The organism is Vallitalea pronyensis (genome assembly GCF_018141445.1).
GTDB classification, from domain to species: domain Bacteria; phylum Bacillota; class Clostridia; order Lachnospirales; family Vallitaleaceae; genus Vallitalea; species Vallitalea pronyensis.
The window spans coordinates 2529975-2555719 of sequence record NZ_CP058649.1; the positions used below are offsets into that span (position 1 = coordinate 2529975).

The 25745-nt window shown below is 35.5% G+C and carries 22 protein-coding genes, 1 tRNA gene, 1 riboswitch and 1 other annotated feature; of the genes, 21 read left to right on the forward strand and 2 right to left on the reverse strand.

Annotated elements, in window-relative coordinates; all coding sequences use genetic code 11:
- Positions 1-110 precede the first annotated feature (110 nt).
- Positions 111-2342 carry an acetate--CoA ligase family protein gene (locus HZI73_RS10500; RefSeq protein WP_212698189.1) on the forward strand — a complete coding sequence of 744 codons (2232 nt, stop codon included), beginning with the start codon at positions 111-113 and terminating at the stop codon, positions 2340-2342.
- A gap of 154 nt (positions 2343-2496) precedes the next feature.
- Here the strand turns inward: HZI73_RS10500 and HZI73_RS10505 are convergent, their stop codons facing one another.
- Positions 2497-5169, reverse strand: a complete 2673-nt coding sequence (locus HZI73_RS10505; protein ID WP_212698190.1) for a beta-galactosidase — start codon at positions 5167-5169, stop codon at positions 2497-2499.
- 285 nt (positions 5170-5454) lie between these two features.
- Here HZI73_RS10505 and HZI73_RS10510 point away from each other — a divergent pair, with 285 nt between their 5' ends.
- From HZI73_RS10510 to HZI73_RS10585, 16 genes are all read left to right on the forward strand, one after another.
- Positions 5455-5667, forward strand: coding sequence for a hypothetical protein (locus HZI73_RS10510; RefSeq protein ID WP_212698191.1), 213 nt, complete (start codon positions 5455-5457; stop codon positions 5665-5667).
- 196 nt (positions 5668-5863) lie between these two features.
- Positions 5864-6090, forward strand: a binding site (T-box leader).
- A 152-nt stretch (positions 6091-6242) separates the two neighbouring features.
- Positions 6243-6950, forward strand: coding sequence for a serine O-acetyltransferase (gene cysE, locus HZI73_RS10515; protein ID WP_212698192.1), 708 nt, complete (start codon positions 6243-6245; stop codon positions 6948-6950).
- On the forward strand, positions 6937-8340 hold the full coding sequence (gene cysS, locus HZI73_RS10520; RefSeq protein ID WP_212698193.1) for a cysteine--tRNA ligase: 1404 nt from the start codon (positions 6937-6939) through the stop codon (positions 8338-8340). The genes cysE and cysS overlap by 14 nt, the downstream gene beginning before the upstream one ends.
- A 74-nt stretch (positions 8341-8414) precedes the next feature.
- A complete protein-coding gene (locus HZI73_RS10525) occupies positions 8415-8831 on the forward strand; it encodes a Mini-ribonuclease 3 (RefSeq protein WP_212698194.1) in 417 nt (138 codons plus the stop codon).
- Positions 8828-10432 carry a putative polysaccharide biosynthesis protein gene (locus HZI73_RS10530; RefSeq protein ID WP_212698195.1) on the forward strand — a complete coding sequence of 535 codons (1605 nt, stop codon included), beginning with the start codon at positions 8828-8830 and terminating at the stop codon, positions 10430-10432. The genes HZI73_RS10525 and HZI73_RS10530 overlap by 4 nt, the downstream gene beginning before the upstream one ends.
- Positions 10433-10481: 49 nt before the next feature.
- Positions 10482-11225, forward strand: coding sequence for a 23S rRNA (guanosine(2251)-2'-O)-methyltransferase RlmB (gene rlmB, locus HZI73_RS10535; RefSeq protein WP_212698757.1), 744 nt, complete (start codon positions 10482-10484; stop codon positions 11223-11225).
- A gap of 230 nt (positions 11226-11455) precedes the next feature.
- A riboswitch (cyclic di-GMP riboswitch) is annotated at positions 11456-11540 on the forward strand.
- Positions 11541-11645: 105 nt separating this feature from the next.
- Positions 11646-12425 carry a hypothetical protein gene (locus HZI73_RS10540; protein WP_212698196.1) on the forward strand — a complete coding sequence of 260 codons (780 nt, stop codon included), beginning with the start codon at positions 11646-11648 and terminating at the stop codon, positions 12423-12425.
- 30 nt (positions 12426-12455) lie between these two features.
- Entirely contained in the window at positions 12456-12815 is a 360-nt protein-coding gene (locus HZI73_RS10545; RefSeq protein ID WP_212698197.1) for a hypothetical protein, read from the forward strand.
- A 177-nt stretch (positions 12816-12992) separates the two neighbouring features.
- A complete protein-coding gene (locus tag HZI73_RS10550; protein WP_212698198.1) occupies positions 12993-13508 on the forward strand; it encodes an NYN domain-containing protein in 516 nt (171 codons plus the stop codon).
- An 11-nt stretch (positions 13509-13519) separates the two neighbouring features.
- A complete protein-coding gene (gene sigH, locus HZI73_RS10555) occupies positions 13520-14164 on the forward strand; it encodes an RNA polymerase sporulation sigma factor SigH (protein ID WP_212698199.1) in 645 nt (214 codons plus the stop codon).
- A 134-nt stretch (positions 14165-14298) separates the two neighbouring features.
- Positions 14299-14372 (forward strand) — tRNA-Thr (locus HZI73_RS10560).
- A gap of 336 nt (positions 14373-14708) precedes the next feature.
- On the forward strand, positions 14709-16841 hold the full coding sequence (locus HZI73_RS10565) for an S-layer homology domain-containing protein (RefSeq protein ID WP_212698200.1): 2133 nt from the start codon (positions 14709-14711) through the stop codon (positions 16839-16841).
- 36 nt (positions 16842-16877) lie between these two features.
- Complete coding sequence (locus HZI73_RS10570) at positions 16878-17303, forward strand: GNAT family N-acetyltransferase (protein ID WP_246552448.1); 426 nt, start codon at positions 16878-16880, stop codon at positions 17301-17303.
- Positions 17304-17509: 206 nt separating this feature from the next.
- Positions 17510-18295: a hypothetical protein gene (locus HZI73_RS10575; protein ID WP_212698201.1), complete on the forward strand. Its 786-nt coding sequence runs from the start codon at positions 17510-17512 to the stop codon at positions 18293-18295.
- Between the two features lie 47 nt (positions 18296-18342).
- A complete protein-coding gene (locus tag HZI73_RS10580) occupies positions 18343-19386 on the forward strand; it encodes a S66 family peptidase (protein ID WP_212698202.1) in 1044 nt (347 codons plus the stop codon).
- A 308-nt stretch (positions 19387-19694) separates the two neighbouring features.
- A complete protein-coding gene (locus HZI73_RS10585; protein WP_212698203.1) occupies positions 19695-20570 on the forward strand; it encodes a DUF2225 domain-containing protein in 876 nt (291 codons plus the stop codon).
- A 111-nt stretch (positions 20571-20681) separates the two neighbouring features.
- On the opposite strand, the gene HZI73_RS10590 is transcribed toward HZI73_RS10585, so the two are convergent.
- The gene (locus HZI73_RS10590; RefSeq protein ID WP_212698204.1) at positions 20682-21410 is read right to left on the reverse strand and encodes a DUF6062 family protein; all 729 of its coding nucleotides are present in this window, start codon (positions 21408-21410) and stop codon (positions 20682-20684) included.
- A 145-nt stretch (positions 21411-21555) separates the two neighbouring features.
- On the opposite strand from HZI73_RS10590, the gene HZI73_RS10595 reads away from it, so the two are divergent.
- From HZI73_RS10595 to HZI73_RS10610, 4 genes are all read left to right on the forward strand, one after another.
- The gene (locus tag HZI73_RS10595; protein WP_212698205.1) at positions 21556-22452 is read left to right on the forward strand and encodes a DNA-3-methyladenine glycosylase family protein; all 897 of its coding nucleotides are present in this window, start codon (positions 21556-21558) and stop codon (positions 22450-22452) included.
- Between the two features lie 312 nt (positions 22453-22764).
- The gene (gene groES, locus HZI73_RS10600; RefSeq protein ID WP_212698206.1) at positions 22765-23049 is read left to right on the forward strand and encodes a co-chaperone GroES; all 285 of its coding nucleotides are present in this window, start codon (positions 22765-22767) and stop codon (positions 23047-23049) included.
- Between the two features lie 34 nt (positions 23050-23083).
- Positions 23084-24712, forward strand: a complete 1629-nt coding sequence (gene groL / locus HZI73_RS10605; protein ID WP_212698207.1) for a chaperonin GroEL — start codon at positions 23084-23086, stop codon at positions 24710-24712.
- A 333-nt stretch (positions 24713-25045) separates the two neighbouring features.
- On the forward strand, positions 25046-25555 hold the full coding sequence (locus HZI73_RS10610; RefSeq protein WP_212698208.1) for a DUF6106 family protein: 510 nt from the start codon (positions 25046-25048) through the stop codon (positions 25553-25555).
- The last annotated feature ends 190 nt before the right edge of the window (positions 25556-25745 follow it).

Genomic DNA, 25745 nt, shown 5'->3' on the forward strand with positions numbered 1-25745 from the left:
ATAAAATTAATTTTTGCCAACCTTTTATTATGCATTGTTTTTTGTTATAATAACGTTTAGTTACACATTGGATGAAAATAGTCAAAATATTTTAGATGGGGTGAAAACACATGCATATTTCTACAGAAGCAATAGGTAAGATTGATGCGATTATGGATCAAGCATATGGGGAAGGTCGCCAGACCTTATATGAGCACGAAATTTATATGGCCCTTGAGAGCATTGGTCTTGATGTACCAAAATTTGAATTTATTCAAGATGTAGATGCATTGACAGATAAGATGTTAGAACGTTTTGGACATGATATTGTCGTAAAAATTGTGTCCTCAGAAATATCCCATAAGCAAAAACTAGGTGGTGTAAAGGTGGTTCAAAATGGGGAAACCCTTTACATTTCTTATGTCCTGGATAAAATGAAGAAAGAGGTATTATCCCATTTTGAAGAGGAACCTAAAATAGAAGGTTTCTTAATTGTTGAGTTTGTACCTCATACCCAGAGTATCGGTTATGAAGTGTTAATTGGCTCAAAAGATGACCCATCCTTTGGTCCGATCCTTACATTCTCAAAAGGTGGGGATGATGCCGAATTTTTTGCAAAATATTATGATCCTGCTAACCTGTTTCTTCCACCATTTAGCTACGATAAAGCTATGGAGCTGGTAAATGGTTTGAATATCAGCCATAAGTTTAGAAATAATGATCAAGAAGAATATATAGAACTCATGGCTAAAGTTGCTAGTTTGTTAAGTGCTTTTGCATATCATTATTCCAGTGCATCAGGTAATCAACCCAAATATACCTTGAAGGCCCTTGATATTAATCCTTTTGTCATCACGAAAGATAACCGTATTATCGCTGTTGATGGGTTTGCTCAATTTGAAAAAACAGATGCACATAGGATGAAGATGAAAGAAGCGGATACAAGCCATATTGATCCATTTTTTAATCCTAAAGGTATAGCAGTCATTGGTGTATCAGCAAATGTGGATAAATACAGCATGGGTCGCGAAATAGCAGAATTATTGCATGATTTAGGTAGAGATGATCTCTATCTTGTGAATATAAAAGGCGGTACCACCGTTATTGGTGATCAAGAATATCCACTTTATAAGAGTATTGATGAGATTCCAGTACCTGTAGAGTTAGCTGTGTATGTGGCCAAAGCTAAATTTGTATTCTCGTTTTTTGATGAGATGAAAGTCAATATTCCTCAATCCGTTGTTCTTATACCCGGTATTCCTACTGATATGAAATACAGTGCGTTTAAAGAACACTTATCAAAAGTTGTTCCTGAAGGCGTTCGTATCATCGGACCAAATTGCATGGGTGTGTTCTATGGCCAAGACGGTGATAATAAAGGTGTTAATACCCTGTTCATTGATGAGGAAAGACTTGAACTGAATGCTTCAAAAGACAGTAATACGGTTTTATTAACCCAAAGCGGTGGCGTTGCCATTACATTGATTGATACATTTAGTCACTTAGAAATATTCAAATCAGTGGTTAGTTTTGGTAATAAATATGATGTGAAGATTGTGGACTTAATGAAATACTTTGCCACAAAAGACGCCATTGAGAACATTGCTCTATATGTAGAAGGCTTTGATGAAGGTGAAGGGCGTAAGTTCTATGAATTAGCTAAGGAAATTAATAAGCCAGTCATTATCTATAAATCAGGTAAGACCGATGCAGGAGCTAAAGCAGCTGCATCCCATACGGCGGCTATGACAGGTGATTATGACGTGTTCAAAGCCGTATGTGAACAAGCTGGTGTGATCCTTATTGAAGATATCAAAGATTATTATGACTGCATTAAAGCATTCTCATTACTATCCCATAAGAAGCCAAGTGGCAAGCGGGTAGCAGGTGTTGTTAATGCAGGGTTTGAAGCAACAGTAGCTGCAGATGAATTAGGCAATCTAGAATTAGCCGAGCTTAGTGAGACAACGAAAGCCAAATTAAAAGAACTTAATTTCCATGGTTTGATTGATACATCATCTTCTATTATTGACGTAACACCCATGACAGAAGATGTGCTGTATGCACAGTATATTGAAACCATTATAAAGGATGATGCGGTAGATGCCATGTTTGTGAGTATCGTGCCTCATGCAGATGATCTAAGAGCTATTCCACCTGAGTGTTATGATGACGATAGCTTGGCAAATCTTTTAGTGGACATTGTTAAAAAGTATGATAAACCAATAGCTGTATCCGTTAATGGAGGCAAGTTCTATACGGAGTTTGTGTCCATTATGGAAGAAGGCGGTGTAGCCGTATACAGTGATATTCGTTCATCGGTTAAGGCTTTGGATACGTTTGTTTCCTACTATACACAATGATGTGAATAAAATGATGTGATTTCTATAGAAGAAGCGGTCTTTTGATTATGTATAACATAAGAGCTGTCTCATAAAAGCAAAATTAACATGCTTTTTGGGACAGCCCTATTATGCCTTTTTATCGATTAAGACAAGTTAATGCATCACGAATGGTTTAACGATACCTGATGTCATAGACCTGACTATGTATTTCTTTTGCCGCTTCTATTAACTTCGGATAAGGTATATCTGTCATATCCACAAATCCTGCATTATAGTTTTCCCCATCCCATGCTCTACCTGTTAATGGCTGATCCACATATTGGAACCAGTGGCAACCTACAAAGTAAGGATTCTCGAGGACAGTTCTTAAATAATCTTGATACTGTTTACCTCTGTCAGCATGGTCTACAGAAGCAGTCACACCTGTAGCTATCATACCTCTTGCAGTGGTTGAAAATGTAAATTCCCCGACGATACATGGCTTATCGAATACATCAGCATAAATCCAATTTTCACCTTTAACGCCTTTTTTATACACGTTGAAGCTCACAATATCCACATATTTTGCACAAGCCTCTTGCACTTCAAGGGAAGTCCCCCATTGAGCAAGACGACAACCCAAATTTAACATATTTGGCATACTTCCATGTAATGCTTCATCCACAATAGCAAAATATTTATCTGCCAACATGGTTAATAACACAGATAAATCACCTATCATACCCTCATTCAAATCATTAGAAAATTCATAAGGGGCTTCTAAGGATGACCATGATTCAAATGAAGTTTTCCATGATGCATTTAATGCGTCAATGTTCTCGTAGGTTTCCTTGAGTTTTTCAATGAATGCCCTTTTTGCATAACTGTCTTTATCGTTTGCATCCTTTTGAAAAGCGCTGCTTATGACAGCATATTTGGTGTGGGGTTGATTAGGGCTTCCCCATGCAATTTCATTATCCACGTAGATACCCATACACCATGGGTCATTTCCAATGCCATATGCTGCCAATTTATCCACCATGTTATGGACACTTGTTTTAAAAGTAGGGTCGAAAGCATCTGCCACTGGAGCCCAAAAAATGTTGCCGCTGCTTAAGCGAGCGTGATCACCTGTAATCCAACCATTTGCCACATAAGGGAATTTATTTTCTTCCCCTTTACCAAAGAAAAGTCTAGGTTCCGACCAGTTGCCAATGGTACTGAAACCCCAATTTTTAAAACGTTTAATGGTGATATCTTTCCATTCTTCTTCATAGTTTTCTCCGTATTTTTGTTCTAAGTTAGCTGTGTAGTAGTTATAAACCCAGCCTTCTTCAAGACCAAGTGGTGGACGGGACACTTTGCCTACTTTACGATAGTGTTGCTTTAAAGGACCTTCTGGGTCGGGTACAGGGTTAAACATGTTGCGTCTACCATCAATCCATGTATCCATATCTGCAAACCGAACAATATCTAATCCAGTAGCAAAAAAGAGGTAGCCTTCAGGGTCGACTATGGACCACTTACCATCATATTTTTCTGTTCTAAAGTAACCTGTTCCTCCCAAGTTAGGCCCATCTAGCCATCCTCCGTATTGAGATGTAGGAGGCAGGTTGTCATTGCCTGCTTCAAGGGCTTCTAATTCTTTGTTTTTGCTTTCGAGTAAATCGTCGACACTTTTAACTTTCCCATCCCAATCTTCTTTGGCATATTGGCCAAAAGCATTCATAATACCATCCAAGTGGGATGTATCCACACTAGGGTCAGGAAGAACTTGGATATTATCAAAAATAAGGGTAGCTTCTGCTTTATTGTACATCATCCAGAAAACAACCTTTGTGATGTGATTGAGATTAAGGCTCTTTTCACCCCATCCATAGCCAATATTACGACCAGCACCAGTTGGTGGGAAATTTCGCATACCTAAATCCAATGAATTAGGGTTAAAACCCATGTATATTTTCTCTGTGGTGTGGGGTTGAATGGAAGCGATACTTACTGTTGAATGATTACCACCGTCAGCTGATACGTCATCATCCACTCGGATATAGAATGTTTGAACATGATCTGTTGGATTGGTTACATCCAGTGTCAAGCATGTGTCTTTTCCCCAATCCCAAGGAATATTAGGTATGAAAACAACACTTGGAAAATCAGCTATACCATATGTAGCTTGGAGAGCATATTCCCCATCAGTTGCACCTTCATGGGTTATGTCAATTTTGCAACCCCCGTCACCATTGGTGATAAAGGATGGTATACCTTCCTCAAATGATATTTTTTCAAAAGGATTCAAAGATCGTATACGATTTAATATCACAATAGCTTCAGCCTGTGTCATAGGGTCTAGTGGCCGTAATACATGCTCACTACCTATTATGATTTGATTTTCTATCATTGCTGCGAACATGTTTTTTGCCCAATGGGATACAGATTCACCATCTGAATACTGATTAAGTACAGTCTGATCTTTCGCATCATCATATTGCATCAGTTTAAAGAATAGAGCAGCTGCTTCTTCACGGGTAATACTCTTGTTGGGTAAACTTTCCAAGTAATGGATATCAAAATCCCTTTTGGAATATTCAGCAAACCATTTCATGTCATCTACGGTATCCAATATATTTTTATGTTCATCTTGTAGCTGTATAACATGGCCCATGAGGGTCATAAATTCTGCTTTTGTTATCTCCTCATCGGGGTTGTAGTGGTCCTTATTGATTAGCCCTTGGGTAATCCAATAGACAGACTCTTTGTCAGACCAGTGACCTGTAACCATAGGCGTCGTATCTGCCATTGACAGCTTTGAACTGGCAATGAGTGTGATAAAAGATAATAATAGAATGAGTAATTGCTTTTGTTTCATAAATTTCCTCCTTTTTATTATTAATGGACAAAAAACGCTGTACACTTGAGGTCATTTAGTCAGTCTTTTTTATAAATAATATAAATAAATAATTTATATTGTTCATTTTAAACAAGATTGCCAATCATGTCAATAGTTAAATGTTAATTGTTAACAATTATTAAAACAATATGCAGCTCACACTAATTATGAGTTGCAATATGCCATTGATTGGTATATAATAAATATAAACTTTGATAGTCAAACTATTTGATATTTAAATTAATAAGCGGGAGGATAACGGGTATGCATGATCCAGATATTCGGTTTTGTGAGTTTGGGGAAATGAGTGACACACAGTATACAGAGATTAAGAAAAACCAAGGTGTTAAATACAGAAGCCATATGAAGGGTACACAAGCCGTGAAATATAATCATGCAAACAAAGCCAATAAAAAAGATTGGATGCTTATGTCAGAGCATTTTTGCGATGCTTATTATGGAGAGGATATTGACTAGATGCTTAACATCAAGAGCTGTTTCATTCATTTTGAACGTTTCTGCAAAATGAGGTGATGAGACAGCTTTTTAACTTTTATATGGATATAAATTTTTCTTGACTATTCATAGAAGGTAATATATGATTAAATTAACATATCCACAACATGTGCATATACTAATAATAAGTAACTCATGACACATGTTTTATTTATAAGAAAAGGCTAAGACGGGAAGAGTAATTGTATTCGAGCTTAGTAGAGATGGCGTGTCACCGGCTGAAAGCATGCCTTAAGCAACGTATAATGAAGTGCATCCTTGAGCTTGTTAGGTGAACATAAGTAGCTTAACACGGTACAGACCGTTATACAGATCAAGTTGGGATAGGTCATGTAATGTCTTATCCAATGAGAGTGGAACCGCGGATTTAACTTCGTCTCTTTATGATTAGAGATGGAGTTTTTTATTGTTTATAAATTTTGATACATCTGTTATGAGCATATAGCTAAGGGTTCTACTAGCGCGTAGTAATCTAGACAACATGCAAGACTTAATATGAGGAAATTACCGGCTCATATGTGGGAGAGTGATATAAAATGTTTAAGTTCATTAAAGAAGAAATAAGAGTCATCAAGGAAAGAGACCCTGCTATCAAATCAACTTCTGAAGTGTTTTTATATGGCAGTTTTCGTGCCATCATGAGTTATCGATTGGCCAGCTGGCTCTTCAAGCGTAAGCACTATTTTTTAGCCCGATGGGTATCCCAGCGTTCAGCTAGAAAAACGGGCATTGAGATTCATCCCGGTGCAACCATTGGTAAGAATCTGTTTATTGACCATGGTCATGGTGTGGTGATTGGTGAAACATGTGAAATAGGGGATAATGTGACCATTTATCAGGGCGTTACCCTTGGTGGTACAGGTAAAGAAAGTGGAAAACGACATCCAACCATTGGTAATAATGTCTTAATTAGCGCAGGTGCCAAAATACTTGGTTCTTTTAAAGTAGGGGATAATTGTCGTATAGGCGCAGGATCAGTGGTGCTGAATGAAATACCAGATAATTGCACCGTTGTTGGTATTCCTGGCAGAGTGGTTAAGCGAAATAATCAGAAGGTGCGTCCATGTGATACCTTGGATCAAGTCCATTTACCTGACCCCATTAGGATGGAATTATGTAAATTGTTAAGGCGTATTGAACGATTAGAAGATTCCATTTCATCCATTCCACCAGAAGACTATTTTAATTTATTTAGATGCAAAGAAGATAAGAAGAAAGGAAAACAAGCTCATGAAGATCTATAATACATTGACAAATCAAAAGGAAACATTCAAGTCCATTGAAGATGGAAAGGTCAAAATGTATGTATGTGGACCAACGGTTTATAACTATATTCATATTGGTAATGCTCGCCCAGTCATTGTTTTTGATACCATTCGGCGATATTTTGAATACAAAGGTTACGATGTGACCTTTGTGACGAATTTTACGGATATTGATGATAAAATCATTAAGAAGGCTAATGAAGAAGGTGTGGATTACAAGGTTATATCTGAACGCTTTATAAAGGAGTTTCTTGTGGACAGCCAAGGACTTAATGTAAAAGCAGCAACACATACACCTAAAGCCACAGAAGAAGTTGAAGGTATGATTCAGATGATTGAGGCGTTAATTCAAAAAGGTTATGCCTATGAGGTCAATGGCAGTGTGTATTTTGAAACCAAAAAATATAAGCCTTATGGTAAGCTATCCAATAAAAATCAAGATGATTTGGAAGCTGGAGCACGTATTGCAGTAGATGATGAGAAACGCAACCCAATGGATTTTATTCTATGGAAACCTAAGAAAGAAGGGGAGCCCGCGTGGAAATCACCATGGGGCGAAGGTCGTCCTGGGTGGCATATCGAGTGCTCCGTGATGTCCAAGAAATTTTTAGGGGATACCATTGATATTCACGGTGGTGGAGAAGACCTTGTATTTCCTCATCATGAAAATGAAATTGCACAGAGTGAAGCAGCAAATGGTAAGGATTTTGTTAAATACTGGATGCATAATCGTTTTTTAAACATTGATAATAAAAAAATGTCAAAATCTCAAGGTAACTTTTTTACAGTTAGAGATGTAGAGCAAGATTTTTCATATGCAGATATTCGATTTTTTATGTTAAGCGCTCATTATCGTAGTCCCATTAACTTTAGTCATGATCTTATGCAAGCGGCTGTTAGTGGATTAGAAAGAATTCAAACAGCAAGAAGTAACCTGGCTTATCTGATTGAGTGCGTATCACTAGAAGCATTAACTGAGACAGAAAATCAGATGGTGGCAGATGGTAAAGTGAAAGCTTTCCGAGACAAATTTGAAGCATCTATGGAAGATGATTTTAATACGGCAGATGCTATTTCAGCCATCTTTGAACTGGTGAAGTTTGCTAATAAAAATACAAGTACGGCATCATCAAAAGCATTTGTTACCATATTGTTAGATGAGATTGATGCATTATGTGGTATACTAGGTATTGAGGCAAAGCGAGCAGAGACACTTCTGGATGAAGAGATTGATGCGTTGATACAAAAACGTCAAGATGCCCGCAAGAACAGAGATTTTGCCCTAGCAGATCATATTAGAGATACATTAAAGGATAAAGGTATCTTATTAGAAGATACACGTGAAGGTGTCAGGTGGCATCGCTCATAGGCATCCTTCATGATAGATAAGCAGGGTGTTACAGATACTCACGCTTATGATAAGGAAGAAAGGAATTGACGTACATGGAAGCATTTATGGACTTTTTTAAAGAAAGTCTTGATATACATGATGTGAATCCAAGACAGTACTCACCCTTGGTTCTAGCTTATATTGGTGATAGTGTTTTTGATTTAATCATTAAGCACAAAGTAGTTGCAAAAGGCAATGCACCTGTTAACAAATTGCATCAGGCAACAAGCCAATATGTAAAAGCTTCTGCACAAGCCAATACGTTTCGTAAGATAGAGCATTTTTTAACAGAAGATGAAATGGCTGTGTTCAAAAGGGGGAGAAATGCAAAGTCAGGGACGGTTCCCAAGAATGCAGACCTTATGGATTATAAAACCGCTACGGGTTTTGAAGCTTTAATTGGTTTTTTATATTTAGATCATCAATACGAGAGAATCATAGAACTAATGAAAAAAGGGGTATTAGAATGAACTCACAATCAACAAAATTTGTTAAGGGGGCTATGATTCTTTCCATTGCAGGTTTAATAGCTAAGGTTTTTAGTGCCATATACCGTATACCGTTATCCTATTTAGTAGGCAATGATGTTTTTGGTGATTATACGGCTGTATATGGGATTTATGGGCTTTTGATATCACCTGTTTTAGTAGGGATTCCTAATGCTTTGACCAAGATGGTTTCGGAAAGAATTGCTGTAAATGACTATGATAATGCCCATAAAATATATCGTCATGCTATGGTTATATTAGGGTGTTTAGGCTTCCTAATATCTTTATTTATGATATTAGGCGTGGATTGGATTATTGCTACCACAGAGTGGCCTTCCAGTAACCGCTACATGATATATGGTTTTTCCGTATCCGTTATGTTTATAGCAATTGCAGGTGTGTATAAGAGTTATTTTCAAGGTCGAGAAATAATGGTGCCAACTGCATTAACACAAATCATTGAGAATATTTCAAAAGCTATTTTTGGATTGGGTATTATCTACCTTCTCATTAAACTAGAACAAGATTCTGCTATTGTTATAGGGGGAGCTGCTTTTGGCGTTTCATTAGCTTTTATCTTATCTACACTCTATATTGTAAGGTATTATATGAAGCATACAAAAAAAATTCATACAGAAGAATCAAAGGTAGCAAAGCGTTATAAAGAAGTTACTTTTGGACAAGTTGGGAAGCAGTTAGCTAAACTGGCCATTCCAATATCTCTGGCTACGGCTGCTTATTCTGTCATGAATTTCATCGATACAATAACCATATTTAAAAGGATGCAAGCCATCGGATTTAGTAAAGAACAAGTAAGCCATATGTATGGTTTTATGGGAAAAGCATTAACCATTATTAATGTGCCATTGACCATTAGTCTAGCCCTCATGATTAGTATTCTTCCTGCCATATCCACAGCCATGGTACAGAAGAATAAACAGGAAGTGCGCAATAAGATTTCATTAGGTATTCGACTAAGTTTATTATTAGGTCTACCAGCTGCTACGGGTATTATAATTTTAGCAAATCCCATTATGACAATGATCTTTAGGGTTAAGGCCAATGACTATTTACAATTATTTGGTATCTGTCTTGTACTCATGATTATTGGGCAGACTTTAGCTGGCATATTACAAGGCATGGGCAAATATTTGTATCCCGCTATGGCTCTTCTCGTTAGTGTTGGCATTAAATACGCCATTAACTATCATCTGATTGCAAGTGACTTTCAGTTAAGAGGTGCTATAATCGGTTCCATCTGTTACTATGTTGTGTTTGTAAGCCTCAATTATTGGAAATTAAAAAAAGAAACGGGTGTCATACTGGATAAGACGAGTGTGTTTGTGAAACCGATATTAGCATCGGTTATTATGGGAATTAGTGTGTTTTTTATCTATAAAGGGACCATAGGTATTCTTCATAGTAATCTCATCGCCACAGTGTTGACCATTATAAGTGGTATGATCATCTATTTTATCGTGTTATTTGCTACAAAAGCGTTACAGGAAGAGGACCTCAGCTTCCTGCCCAATCATACGAAGGTTATTGCAAAATTAAAGAAATTAGGGCTTATAAAAAAATAATAGGTATAATGTTTTCACATAGATGACACACATAAGGAAGGATAAAGTAATGGATAATAAGGATTTGATACTTATTGGCAGAAATGCCGTATTAGAAGCACTTAAGGCAGAGCGCAGCATTGACAAATTGTTTGTCATTGATGGTAAACATGATGGACCACTTAAAAAAATTGTAGCAGAGGCGAGAAAGCGAAGTATTTTCTTGCAGTTTGTGGGCAAAGATAAATTACATGACATAACAGGCACAACGAAACATCAAGGGGTTGTTGCTTATGCAGCAGCTTATGATTATGTGGACGTACAAGACATACTCAATGATGCCAAAGAGAAGGACGAATCACCTTTTCTACTTATTCTGGATAGTATAGAAGACCCCCATAATTTAGGAGCCATACTAAGGACTGCAAATATCGCAGGTGTACATGGGGTTATCATACCCAAACGAAGGGCTGTAGGTCTAACAGCAACTGTAGCTAAGACGTCGGCTGGCGCTATTGAACATACACCAGTGGCTCGGGTAACTAATGTTGCAAGAACCATTGATGAGTTAAAAAAACAAGGTATGTGGATAGCATGTGCGGACATGGATGGTGATATCATGTACGATATAGACTTAAAAGGGTCTTTAGGTATCGTTATAGGTAATGAAGGTGATGGGGTGTCCCACCATGTAAAAGAAAAATGCGATTTTATGGTAAAAGTGCCTATGAAGGGTAACATTACCTCTTTAAATGCGTCTGTTGCAGCAGGTATTTTGACTTATGAGGCGCTTAGACAAAGAGATTATAAATAGAGAAAAAGTAGAAAACCGCTATTCCTTAGTGATATAGCGGTTTTTTTATGGGTATATAAGGCTGTTTTCTTACAACTTTGTATAAATACACTTACACAAGGTTCTTAGTATTTTTATGAACAAATAAAATGAATTAAAGCAATTATATCATTTTTTGTCATAGTATGTAAAATTAAATTGAATAAATTGGATAAATATGGTATAATTCCATTATATTAAATATCATATTTTATAGTTAATAGCAAACCTATCGAAAGATAGGGACGCAAAGCTATGGGTCTAAGGGAAACATCCTATGATTGCCAGGTTGCCTATTATCCACCAGGCAGCTACTTTGTTGAAGGAGCTGTTTTGTTATGCAATTCTCGAGTAAGGAAAAAGATGTGCTAAACAAAAAAAGTCGTCGAAAGAGGGGATTTAATGGAAAAAACCATTAATGTAAATTTTGAAGAAATCATTGCAGAACGATATTTTGACGAAATAGATTTAGAGCTTGAGTATAAACGATTAGATTGTCATGATCATGCTCTAGTCGAAGAAGCATCCAGATGTCTTGCACAGACATTTGCCGGTGTCACAGTCAAAGGAGCCACTATATCAGAGCCAATGGTTAAAGCAGTAGGTCTGTCAGTAGCTGATTTCACAATATTTGTTCATGAGTACATCAAGAGTGTTGTTCACCATGGTCTATGCTACATAGCCATTAACAAAAGAAATAAGAAAATAATTGGGGTTTTTGCCAACGAGGATTACGACCCTGCAGAAGAAACGCCAGCTTTTACTGGTAATCTTGAGCCCATGAATATCATATGTAAATTGCTTGATGATCTTGATAAGCGATTTTTGGAAACGTTGTATAACAAGAAGAATATTCTAATCGAGAAGAGCCAATTTGTACACATGTTTATGATAGGTATCAAATTAGAAAAGTTTAGAAAAGATATCGCCATGGATTTAATTGATATATGTGAGAAGGATGCCATAGCTAGAAACTACAAAGGTATTTTTCTTGAAGCAACCAATTATAAGTCAGCGGTAATCTTTGATAAATATCTAAAATATTCCTTAGTCTATGATGAAAATAATATGCCCATCTTAACTAAATATTCCGAAACAGAGCATTTCAAAAGTATTCCAGAGGACGTTTCTTGCGACTGTAGAATCTTTTATAGAGCTTTAGACTCAGAATATAATATTTAATAAGACCAATATTTGAGGAGGAAGCGACACATGTATAAAATTGATATTAACACAAGTAAAAAGCTCTTAAGTATCGTGGCAGAAGGTATGTTTAATCTTGACGAGGCAAAAAAGTATAAAGATGATTTTGTTGCTAAATTAAACAGTATTAACCCTAGAGAGTATAGCTTTTTAGCAGATGGAAGAAAGCAAACCACTTCAACTCCAGAAGTAGGGCAAATACTAGCAGAAGTGCTTAATATATACAAAGAAGCTCCCTTTAAAAAACGTTATCTTGTTAAACTGGATTCTGTTATTGCCATGTCACAAGTAAAGCGTTTGTGTGGAGCTGATTTTGATCAAATATTCACCGTAGTTAATACACCTGAAGAAGTGATTAATAGTCTATAGTATTCATATAAAAATCCCTATAAAAGAGGCGGTTTCATGGTCATGCCAAGTACAATGTGGTATTTCATGATAACAGCCTCTTTTTGTATTGAATTTTTAAGTTATATAACGTTTACAAACAGTTAATAGTGTAGTATACTTAAAATGCTTTCAAAACAGATTGGAAGGCGATGAAATTTGGCAAGAGAATTCTTATTAGTAGATGGTTACAATGTGATTCATGCTTGGGACGAGCTAAGAAGAATTGTGAATGAGCAAAACCTTGAAATAGCCAGAAGCAGATTACTGGAGATTCTATCCAATTATCAAGGCTATAAGAAGATTGACGTTATCGTTGTATTTGATGCTCATCGTGTAAAAGGCACTCGAAAAGTGATAACATATCATAATATTAATGTGGTATTTACGAAAGAAGTAGAAACGGCGGACCACTATATTGAAAAAGTGGTTCACCAAATTGGTCGTGATTACCGTGTACGTGTAGCAACTTCCGACGGGCTTGAACAGATTATTATATTAGGAAAAGGTGCAAGCCGTATGTCCGCTAGAGAACTCTACACCGAAGTAAAACAAGTGGAAAAAAACATGCGCAAGAAGTTCATTGAGAAGAAACAATTAGATCATAGTAACCGATTAGAAGGGCATTTGGACTCAGGTGTGTTAGAGTGGATGGAAAAGATGCGTAGAAAATAATACGGAGGTTGATGCAGTTGGATCAAGCAACTTGGTACGATTCATACCTTACAAACTCAGACGAAGAATTGGTAGCGATTGTAAGAGATGGGGATAATGAAGCTCTTGATTATCTCATGAATAAATATAAGATACTGGTAGAAAAGAAAGCAAAATCTTATTTCTTAATCGGCGCAAGTCGAGACGATATTATTCAGGAAGGCATGATTGGACTGTTTAAAGCTATCCGAGATTTTAAGGAAGAAAAAACAGCTTCTTTTTATTCCTTCGCCGATTTATGTGTCACAAGACAAATCATATCAGCAGTAAAAGCGTCAACAAGACAAAAACACCTGCCTCTTAATTCATACATATCACTTAACAAACCATCCTATGAAGAGGAAAATGATAAAGCAACACTTATTGATAAAATGCCGTCCCAAAAAATCATTAACCCAGAAGATTTGTTAATTGGTCAGGAAAATCTAAGCATCATTGAACATGAACTCTCCGCAAGGTTAAGTAAACTTGAAAAAGAAGTTTTACGATGCTATATTGACGGTAAAAGCTATGTGGAAATAGCAGAATATTTGATACGCCCAGTTAAATCCATTGATAATGCCTTACAACGTATTAAGAAGAAGGTTGAGGCTATACTCATTGAAAAAAATGTATAACCAATCCTTTTATATGCTTAATAAGGACAGGTTTTTTGATAAGATGAGCCATCCTATACATTAACAATAAAATAAATGATTTAACTACTTGTCAAAATAAAAATTTGTGCTATAATAGTATAGGTGCTGAAAATGCTCCAATGGCTCAGGTGGTTAGAGCGCGGCCATGGTAAGGCCGAGACCGCCGGTTCAAATCCGGCTTGGAGCTTGCAGAAGTCTTTCAAATTGAAGGGCTTTTTTTTGATGTATATTATATTATTTAAATGATACATAATAAATAAATTACATTTTAATAATCGTCAGCGTTTTGCTGGCGCTTTTTTTAGTGGTCTTAATAATTGTGTATGAACCATTAATCAGTTAATACTTTCATGTAACCCTCATCCATAAATTGATTGATAGTTTTTTTATTGCTTAACAATTAGCTATCTGTTATTATTATGATAATGTTGCATAATTTGTAAAAATATAACAACAATGGTAACTAAACATGTTATGCAAGTTGTATGGACCTAATATATTAACATGAAGGAGACTAACTAAAATGAAAAGAACAATGCTTTCACTTGTAGGATTAACTACATGCACAATTATCTATTTTTTAACGATGCAAACATGTATGGCAACTGTACAAACACCGGAAATAACATATCCTTATGATGGTGACATGATTGAGTGGAGCGATATAAATATAGCGTGGACAAAGATTGTTGAAGCAGATTATTATCATGTTCTTATTGAAGATTTGACAAGTGGTAATTATATAGAAAATAGCACTAAAATAGATGGTGAATCATACTTATTAACAGCAGATAAAATAACACCAGGACATATGATAAGGGTAGCTGTAAATGCATGTGATAGTGATGGAAATGAATCAGGTATACAGGAAATAACGTTCAGTATTAACCAATTAATTACTCACTACAAATTATCAGGGTATGTTAGTGATAATGGGTATTTGTTAATGGCAGGTGTAAAGGTACTGCTAGATAATAATTTAGAGACGATTACAGATTCTAAAGGATATTATGAATTCAATGAGGTAGAAAAAGGTTTACACGAGTTAACGTTTATGTATCCTGAATATACAACAGTTCAGGAGACTGTGGATATTGTTAATAACACAAAGAGAGATATAACTATCATGAGGGCTCCAAAACCTGACCCAGTTATGAAGTTTTTTTCATTAGGTAAGACGACATTTGATGGAGATGTTACATCCTTCTTATCCGATCAAACAGATTTTAAGATAGGAGATACTTTATCTATAGAAGGATCAATAGCTTCAAATGATGGATCAATTGAGAAATTAACAATTTACATTAATGGTCCAGATAACAAAAACCTTCAACAAGAATATGAAACTCAACATACCTCTTATTTTACAAACTCATCATTTAAAATTGGTGAGACATGGATTAAAAACTCAGGAAAATACTGGATTCAAATATGGGCAAAAAATTACAACCGTGAAAGTATAATGGTTGGAGAGATTCAAATAAATGTTGAAGACAATCAATTATTGCCCCCAGAAATAATTTTATCTCAATCAGATTATATTGAAAGCAAAAATGAAATTCAAATAAAGTGGGTTGCTTCTAGAAATGGAACACCTGATTTCTATGAAGTTTTTATTTACGATAAGAATAGAGAAAAAGTTTTTTATGAAAAAGTATTAAATGAAAACGAAATGATGATAAAATCAAGTAACGTGGATATCTCACATCTTATAGATGGAGAAAAGTATTATATCGAATTATATGCTCATAAAGAAGCATGGGAAGCAGGAGTATCGACAACTAATTTTAAGAAAGGTAATATGAAAACGCCTTCATTGAATATAAAGGCAAATTTTGATACAAATAAAATACTAGATAAAGTGACCCATAAGTCCATTACTTTGAATTGGAGTAATGATGAATTAATTCCAATAAACGTTTATGTATATGCAAATGGGGTAAAAGAATTATTTCAAAAAGGTATTATAAATTCTAATTATACAATCTCTACACAGGATCTTTTATATGATAGTAACTATGAAATTGTAGTAGAAATGGATTTACCAAATGGTAAAACCTATAATGAATCAATTGTATTTAACACAGCTAGCAAACCGTCAGATTGGGCAATACCATACATCATAAATTCTCAAGACAATGGATTGCTTACAGATAATGTAAAAAATGATTATACAAGCAATATAACAAGGGAAGAATTTTGTGAAGTTGCAGTACAACTATACAAAGCAATTTCAAAAGATAATAATCCAATACCTGCTCCTGTACAGACATTTAGCGATACAGATAATGAAATGGTTAGAATAGCGTATGGTCTGAAGATTGTTAATGGCAATGGTAAAGGTCAGTTTGAGCCAAATGCTTTTATTACAAGACAAGAGCTAGCAGCTATGATGTTTAGAACGATTGCTGTATCTAATCCAGATATAGATCTAAGTGGGAGTGATAATATTGTTAATGGTTTTTCAGATAAAAGTAATATTGCAAAAGAATGGGCCCTTAAACCAATACAATTCCTAACAAAATATGGCATAATGAATGGTATGGGAGATGGAAACTTTGCTCCAATATCAAATGCTACCAAGGAACAAGCAATAAAAATGGTGAATGTAGCTTATAAAACAAATTATGATTTATTAGACAGTAAAAAGGAATAGTATTCAAGATATGCGTTTGGAGGGAGGTATAGAAGAATGGTAACATTCAATAGAGAGTTAGAATTCCAATACGCAGATATGAATTGTAAAGATTATTTAGAGAGTATGGATAAGCATATTAACAAGGATAGGTTATATAAGAAGATTAAGGACAACGAAGTTATCGTTGTGAAGGATAAGGATAATGTAATTGGTTGGCTTAGATTCAATTATTTTTGGGATAACATACCCATGATGAATATGCTGTTTCTAGAACAACCCTATAGAGGTAAGAAGATTGGTAAAGCTTTAGTTAAGTTTTGGGAAGAAGAAATGAGAAAGCAAAGCTATGAGCAAGTGATGACATCGACACAGGCAGATGAGCATGCTCAACATTTCTATAGGAAATTGGCATATAATGATAGTGGATGTTTAGTTCTTGAAACTCAAGCACTAGAGATTATCTTAATCAAACAATTATAAATGAAATATATAGATAAAACCCTTTTTACAAGGGGTTTTATCTATATGAAAGACTCTATTTACATATTGTACTGTTTATTATATAATGTGTATTAATCATTCTTAATCTATTAGTCAAGGGGTCTAGTGGAGGTAATCTACACATAGAATGATTGTATTGTAACTAGTCTACAGTAAGACTATTTAAACGATGAGGGAGTGGACATATGAAAAAGTTAAGTGTAATATTGGGTCTAGTTGTTGTGCTCATATTATCTGTATGGTTTATGAATACATATAAAGGTTCAGATGATGTGAATGATACCAATCGCCAGACAAATGATGAAACAGATAATCATAATGATGATGAAACAGATGAAAAGGCTTTGACGCAAACGGACATTGTGAAGCTCATTGAACAAAAAAAGTACCAATTTAGAAAACTTAAAATACCTTATGATGCGTATCGTGAAGCACACATGAAATATTTCATGGATACAGATATGGATGATAAGTTTTTGTATACGGGTATTATGGGTATGTTAGATGAAACCGTTACAATGAAAGACTTTATTGGGAAGGATATGGAAGAAACCAAAGAATATTTGGAAAGCTTAGGTCTTTCATTAGAATCCTATGAAAAGGTATTAGAAGATGAAGATGACTTAATGCATCAGGTAAAAATAAGTGATGTTTATAAGGATTACAGCAAAGATGAATGGACTACCGTATTTGTTCAAAAGAAAGTTCAAAGTAAAACGCATATGGTTTATGGCACGGCCAAATATATATTTGAAAAAGTAGACGATACTTATAAAATAAAGATTCATAGTGAAACATGGAATCCAACATTCATTAAAGAGTATTTGTATGAGATACCGAAAAAGAAATACGATTCCATGATGGAAAGACGACCTTTTAACGATAAAGAATACATTGAAGTGATGGACATGAAGGAATTAGTTGGTAAGGTTAGTCAAGAAGAAAACTGGGATGCTCTTTTTGGAGAGTAAAAGCATAACTAATCATAAAAACCAATAGAAGAAAAGGAGGGCTTATATTGATTAAAGCGAAACCACTAAAGAGAGGGTCAAAAATAGCTATCATATCGCCAAGTAATGGTTTGCCAGCCATACTGCCAGATATCTATGAATTGGGACTTCAGAATTTAGAAGAATTGTTTGGTTTTCAAGTGGTAGAATATCCTACAGCAAGGATGCCATCAGAAGAACTTTATCATTCACCTAAGCAACGAGCGGAAGATATCAATAAAGCCTTTGGTGATGACACCATTGATGGCATCATCTGCTCCATAGGTGGTTACGAGTCTGTGAGAATACTTAAATACTTGGATCTGGATGTCATATTAAAACATCCCAAGATGATCATGGGATTCTCAGATGCCACGACCTTTTTAACGTACCTTAATCAAGAGGGCTTAGTCACTTTCTATGGGCCTGCAGTTATGGCTGGATTGGCTCAGTTAAAACATATTGATGATGCTTATAAACGGCATATTGAAGATATGCTTATCCATAGGCAAGTACCATATACCTATACACCTTACACAGCGTGGAGCCATGGTTATAAAGACTGGTCCGTTATGGAAACGTTGGGCCAGTGCACCACGTTCTATAAGAACGAACACCCTATGGCATTTCTTCAACAAGGTAAGCCAGGAGATGTAAAAGGGTATCTATGGGGTGGCTGCATAGAAGTATTAGAATTCTTAAAAGGTACCAGCTATTGGCCTGAGACCAGCTTTTTTCAGGATAAAATCCTCTTCTTTGAAACATCAGAAGAAAAACCATCACCTACAAATGTAGGTTATATGTTACGTAATTATGGTATTATGGGCGTGTTACATCAAATCAAGGGCATCCTATTTGGCAGGCCCAAGGATTATTCTGATGAAGAAAATAAAGCATTACATGGTATAATAAAAAATATATTGGAGATAGAATTTGGTGTAACGGATATACCTGTTATGGTAGACGTGGATATTGGGCATACAGATCCCAAATGGATTATACCCCTTGGATGCCAAATACGTATCAATGCCATAGAAAAAAGTATTACATTAGAGGAACATCCTTTTGGATGATTCTCTTTTTTTTGATAATACGCTCTATGATTTTCTGGGATACCACGGAAATAACAAGAAATTAGGATAAAGTTTGATAAATTTCGATAAACATATAATCCTATTTTTCAGTTCTGTCGATAACTATATATGGATAGTAAAAATTAAAATGGCGTTATGTTTATAAATGTCCTTTTGGTTATAAATAAACCTTTGAAAAAAGGTTAGATTATGTTATGATGAATTGAAAGAAATATGTTAAATAAACATAAATTAAAAAGCATTATATCAAAAAAGCTTATAAAACCTCAAGAAAAAGGTGTATTTAGATGAGTAATATATTTTCTGGACTTGATAAATTAGGTTTTGATGTAAAAAATATAGATATATACGAAAAAAAGAAAAAGGTAGAGAAGAAAAGAGGAAATTTTGTTATAAAAGAAACACCCAAATTAAAAGTCGCCGACATTCTGTATGACCGAAAAGTAATGTGTCCCGTATGTGGTGAGTACTTTGTCACACGGTCGGTGCGAGCCGGTAAATCCAAACTACTATCTGTGGATACTGACCTAAGACCTAAGTATGATATTATTACACCCTATGCTTATGATGTTATTCTATGCAATGGCTGCGGATATACCGCTTTAAATCGTTTTTTTAAAAAAATCACACCTAGGCAGTCAGAATGGATAAAAACACATATATCGAATCATTATCGGGGTAAGATGTATCCTGATGAATATACCTTTGAGATGGCTATAGAACGGTACAAATTAGCATTATTGAATGCTGTCATTAAAAAATCAAAAACCAGTGAAAAAGCTTATATCTGTCTAAAGATATCATGGCTCTATCGGTCGTACATAGAAGATTTAGTGAAAATGTCAAGTAGCGATAATTACAAACTTATAGAAACATGTCATAAAAATGAGTATGCGTTTATTGAGAAAGCTTATGAAGGTTTTATAGGGACTTATGAAAATGAATCCTTTCCAGCTTGTGGTATGGAAGAAATAACCATCATGTATCTCATAGGCGATTTAGCGCGAAGGCTTGGGTATCTCACAGAAGCATCCAAATGGATTTCACGGGTTATTATCACGAATGATGCCAATAATCGCCTAAAAGAAAAGGCAAGACAAGTAAAAGAACTCATTAAGAAAGCACAAAAAGAAGCCCATAACGATAAGCAGAAAGAAGCTTAAAAAGGGCGCAAAATAACGTCAATATCGTAGGCAACTATAAAAGCTTAACCTCTTATAGTTGCCAAAAACTTCTAGCCAACAAAATTGCTTTTTATAAGACAGCCCCTATTGTTAATCCTCATCCGTTATAAGACTATTCGATTTCACCATGGACCTTACAAGGGCATCTCGTGAGTTTTTCCAAGGTTCATCTGCAAAACGATAATCGGATTTTTTTATAAACCAATCAAGGTCATCTTGAACACGCTGAAGGTTGTCCAGTTGTATAGGCACTATCGTATCTAAGAAGCTTTTTAGTGCGTGATCATTCAGATGTTTTGGACCTTCTTGGTAAATATCTGCAAAATGTTCAAGGCAAAAGCCCTTACATGTTTTAACCAAATCCACAAATGTTTTATCTTTTTTCCAAAGATAGAAAAAGGTATCTACATAGCGGTTAAATGTATCTTGAACCTTATCACAAATATAACACTTAGAGGATTGTTCCTTTAGATAAGTGGTTAATTTTTGCTCAGATGCTTCTTTTTTTAGGAAGCTTTTTTTCGGTTTTTTTACGGGGTCAGTAAGAAGTTTTTCAAGTGAATGCTTGGTAACGTCCATATGGCTATGTAGCATCAAAGCTAAACCTAATCGGTTCTTTTGACTGTATAATTTGGTGAGATGTTCTTTACAGAAACCCAATTCATTGGTCTTCTCACGAACATCCGTTTCCATGTAGGAAGGTCCTAGAACAAAGTTAATTGCTTGGGTTTCTAATGTATGGTACATATAGCAGAATGGACATTCATTTGATTCTTTAAATGCATCCATAACAGGGATTGTGTAGATTGTTTCTTTCATGGTTTCACCTACCTCTATCATGTGATTAATTAAGTTGTTGGTTCATGCCTTAGTTAGTACCCTATGGAATATATTGAGTATAGCATATGCAGACATTTAGTGATAGAGTTATTTTGATGAACAAAGGCAGGAGGTCTGATTATTCATGGAATATATAGTCGATAGGGGTAATATTGTTATACATAGTGCCTCAGATTTTGATATAGAACATATTTTAGAATGCGGTCAATGTTTTCGCTTTTATAAAATAGGAGAGAAGAATTATCGTGTGATTGCTCAGAGTCGCATCTTAGAAGTAACACAGATGCATAAGAAAGTCATCCTTCACCATACAACGGAAGAAGACTTCCTTCATATATGGCGGACTTACTTTGATTTAAAGCGAGACTATAGTGCCATTAAGCAGAAGCTAGGTAAGATGAATCAGCATCTTCAATGTGCAGTAACCGAAAAATCTGGTATACGATTGTTGCAGCAAGATACGTGGGAAACATTAATTTCTTTTATTATATCTCAGAATAAACACATAACCCATATTAAGCAGTTGATTGAAGACTTATCCAAAGCATATGGCACTTACATAGCCACTGTTGATGGCGTGAACTATTATACCTTTCCAACAGCTATGCAATTATCATCTGCTAAAGAAAAAGACTTAAGAGCCCTTAAAGTAGGCTTTCGTGCACCATATATCATTGATGCTCGTGAGAAGGTCTTAAAAGGAGAAGTTGATCTGAATGCCTTGGGTGATCGGCCTATAGATGATGCCAAAAGAGATTTGATGACAATTAAAGGGGTAGGACCGAAAGTGGCTGATTGTGTGCTCTTATTTGGTGCCATGCGTTATGAAGTGTTTCCCGTTGATGTATGGGTGAAACGTGTTATGGAGCATTTCTATTTTAATGAAGAAACGAAAATAAACCTGATTCATGATTATGCGATGAAAGCGTATGGTGACTTGGCTGGATTTGCTCAGCAGTATCTTTTTTACTATGCTCGAGATTTTCAGATTGGAAAAAGAAAAAATAGTATGGAAACGTGAATAATTTAAAACATTGGTGGTGAGAATATAGAAAGGCTTGACACGAAGTGCTGCTTAAGGTTTCGCCATGTAATGGATAGAACATAAATCAAGGTAAAAAAAATGAAAAAAAGAGTAAATTGGAGAAAATGGAAGTAAAAATGAGTATTCATGAGCAAATGAAAGTTAATCCATGATAATGGTGGAAATTGACATTTGCATTTAGCGGCCTATTTTAATAAGATATACCTTGAGATTAGCACTCGATTCGAGAGAGTGCTAACAATCAAAAAATGAATGAAAAAAATAAGTTTATTATAAGGAGGTAAACACATGAAATTAGTACCTTTAGGAGACAGAGTAGTTTTAAAACAATTAGAAGCTGAGCAAGTGACAAAATCAGGTATCGTATTACCTAGCGGCGCAAAAGAGAAACCACAAGAAGCAGAAGTTATAGCAGTTGGACCAGGCGGCATAGTGGATGGTAAAGAAGTAGCCATGGAAGTAAAAGTTGGCGATAAAGTGATCTATTCAAAATATGCAGGAACAGAAGTAAAGCTTGAAAATAACGATTACATCATTGTTAAGCAAAACGACATCTTAGCAGTTGTAGAATAAATTGGAGATAAATTAAATATAAGGAGGCTACATAATGGCTAAAGAAATTAAATTCGGAGCAGAAGCAAGAGCAGCATTAGAAGCTGGTGTGAACCAGTTAGCAAATACAGTACGTGTAACACTGGGACCAAAAGGAAGAAATGTTGTTTTAGATAAAAAATTTGGTACACCACTTATTACCAATGATGGTGTAACCATTGCAAAAGAAGTTGAATTAGAAGATGCCTTTGAAAACATGGGCGCACAACTTGTAAAAGAGGTTGCTACAAAAACCAATGACGTAGCAGGTGATGGTACAACAACAGCAACGCTACTTGCACAATCCATGATTCAAGAAGGTATCAAGAACATTGCTGCTGGTGCTAACCCAATCATTCTTCGTCGAGGTATGAAAGTGGCAACAACAACTGCTGTTGAAGCCATTAAAAGTGAAAGCAGTACATTAACAGGAAAAGATCAAATTGCAAAAGTTGCAGCAATCTCTGCTGGTGATGAAGCAGTTGGTCAATTAATTGCAGACGCAATGGAAAAAGTATCGAACGACGGTGTTATTACCATTGAAGAATCCAAATCCATGGAAACAGAGCTTGATCTTGTAGAAGGTATGCAATTTGATAGAGGATATTTATCACCTTATATGGCTACTGATATGGATAAAATGGTGGCAGACCTTGATAACCCATATGTGTTAATCACAGATAAAAAAATCAGTAATATCCAAGAGATTCTACCTATTCTTGAGCAAATCATTCAATCAGGTGCTAAATTACTTATTATCGCTGAAGATGTTGAAGGTGAAGCACTTGCTACATTAGTACTCAACCGTTTAAGAGGTACATTCAATGTGGTTGCTGTAAAAGCGCCAGGATTTGGTGATAGAAGAAAAGCAATGCTTCAAGATATCGCTATTTTAACAGGTGGAACAGTGATTTCTGAAGAAGTAGGTCTTGACTTAAAAGAAGCTACAATGGATATGTTAGGTCAAGCAAAATCTGTAAAAGTTCAAAAAGAAAATACAATCATTGTTGATGGTTCCGGTTCAAAAGGCGACATTGATGCACGTGTGGCTCAAATCAGAACACAGATTGAAGAAACAACTTCTGAGTTTGATAAAGAAAAACTTCAAGAAAGATTAGCGAAGTTAGCAGGCGGTGTTGCTGTGATTAAAGTAGGTGCAGCGACAGAGACTGAAATGCAAGAGAAGAAACTTCGTATGGAAGATGCACTTGCAGCAACAAGAGCGGCAGTTGAAGAAGGTATCGTTGCAGGTGGTGGCGCATCTTACATCCACGCATCTAAGAAGGTAGCTGAATTACTTGATCAATTAGAAGGCGATGAGAAAACAGGAGTTAAGATTATCCTTAAGGCTCTTGAATCTCCACTTCGTCAAATTGTTGTTAACGCAGGACTTGAAGGTTCAGTAGTGGTTAATAAAGTAAAAGAAGCAGCAGAAAAAGTTGGTTTCGATGCCCTTACAGAAGAATATGTTGACATGGTTGCTACGGGTATTATTGACCCAACAAAAGTGACAAGAAGCGCTCTTCAAAATGCAACTTCCGTGGCTTCAACATTATTAACAACAGAGTCTGTTGTAGCAGATATAAAAGAAGACGAACCAGCTATGCCTCCAATGGGCGGAGCACCAGGAATGGGCATGATGTAATCATAAATTGATTGAAAAGAGGGTATGCAATGCCCTCTTTTTTTGAACCCATCTTTTTTATTAATAAAAGTATAAGAACTTTCACTCTAATTAACATCCGTCCATTTGGGAAAAGGGACGGAAAATCCTTTTTTGGGTTGTAATTTTCAACAAAGATTGTGATGAAAGCGAGGGGAAATTTCTATATGTCTGATAGGTTGGATTTTAGGTTTGGTGTTGTATCCTAGAGAAGGTTGTTATATAATGTATATAATTAGTGAATATGTAGGTATATTCCTATAAGGTAATGGTGACAAACGTGCTTTTACCATACAGAGAACTAGGAGGAATAATATGGGTGATATTTTTAATGAGCAGTTGGTAGAAAAAAAGAACACACTTAAAGATAATATGATAAAAGCAGGTATTATTGTTGGTGCCTTATTGGTTATTTTAGTGAGTTCCATGATTAAATTTTTAGTAGGCTTTATCATGCCAATTACACTTGTTGTCATTTTTGGAGCTGTTTTTTTAATGAGACGGTTGAATATTGAGTTTGAGTATGTTTTTACAAGTGGTGATTTAGATATTGATAAGATATTTAATAAAAATAAGCGTAAGCGTTTTATAACTGTTGATGTGAGGAAATTTGAGATCATGGCGCCAATAGACAGTAAGGAACATGCAAGAGCACTATCCAACTATCAAAAGGTTGTTGACTGTAGCAGCGGCATTAAGAAAGATAATACCTACGCAGCTATGGTTGTTAGAAATGGTAAAAGAGAAAAGCTTATATTGGAACCCAATGAAAAGATGTTAAGTGCTATTAAAAAATATATTCCGAGAAAAGTCATGGCATCTTAATCTAAGGAGAACAAGCTATATTAAAAATTCATTTTTCTGTTGACAAACAGAAGGAATTTTGTTAAACTCTCAAAATATATATACACATCATGATAGAGGTTAGGGACAGGTGTTCCTAATCTTTAATAATATGATTAAACCACAAGAAGTAGGGCTATTACTTATTGTGGTTTAACCGTAATGATATACA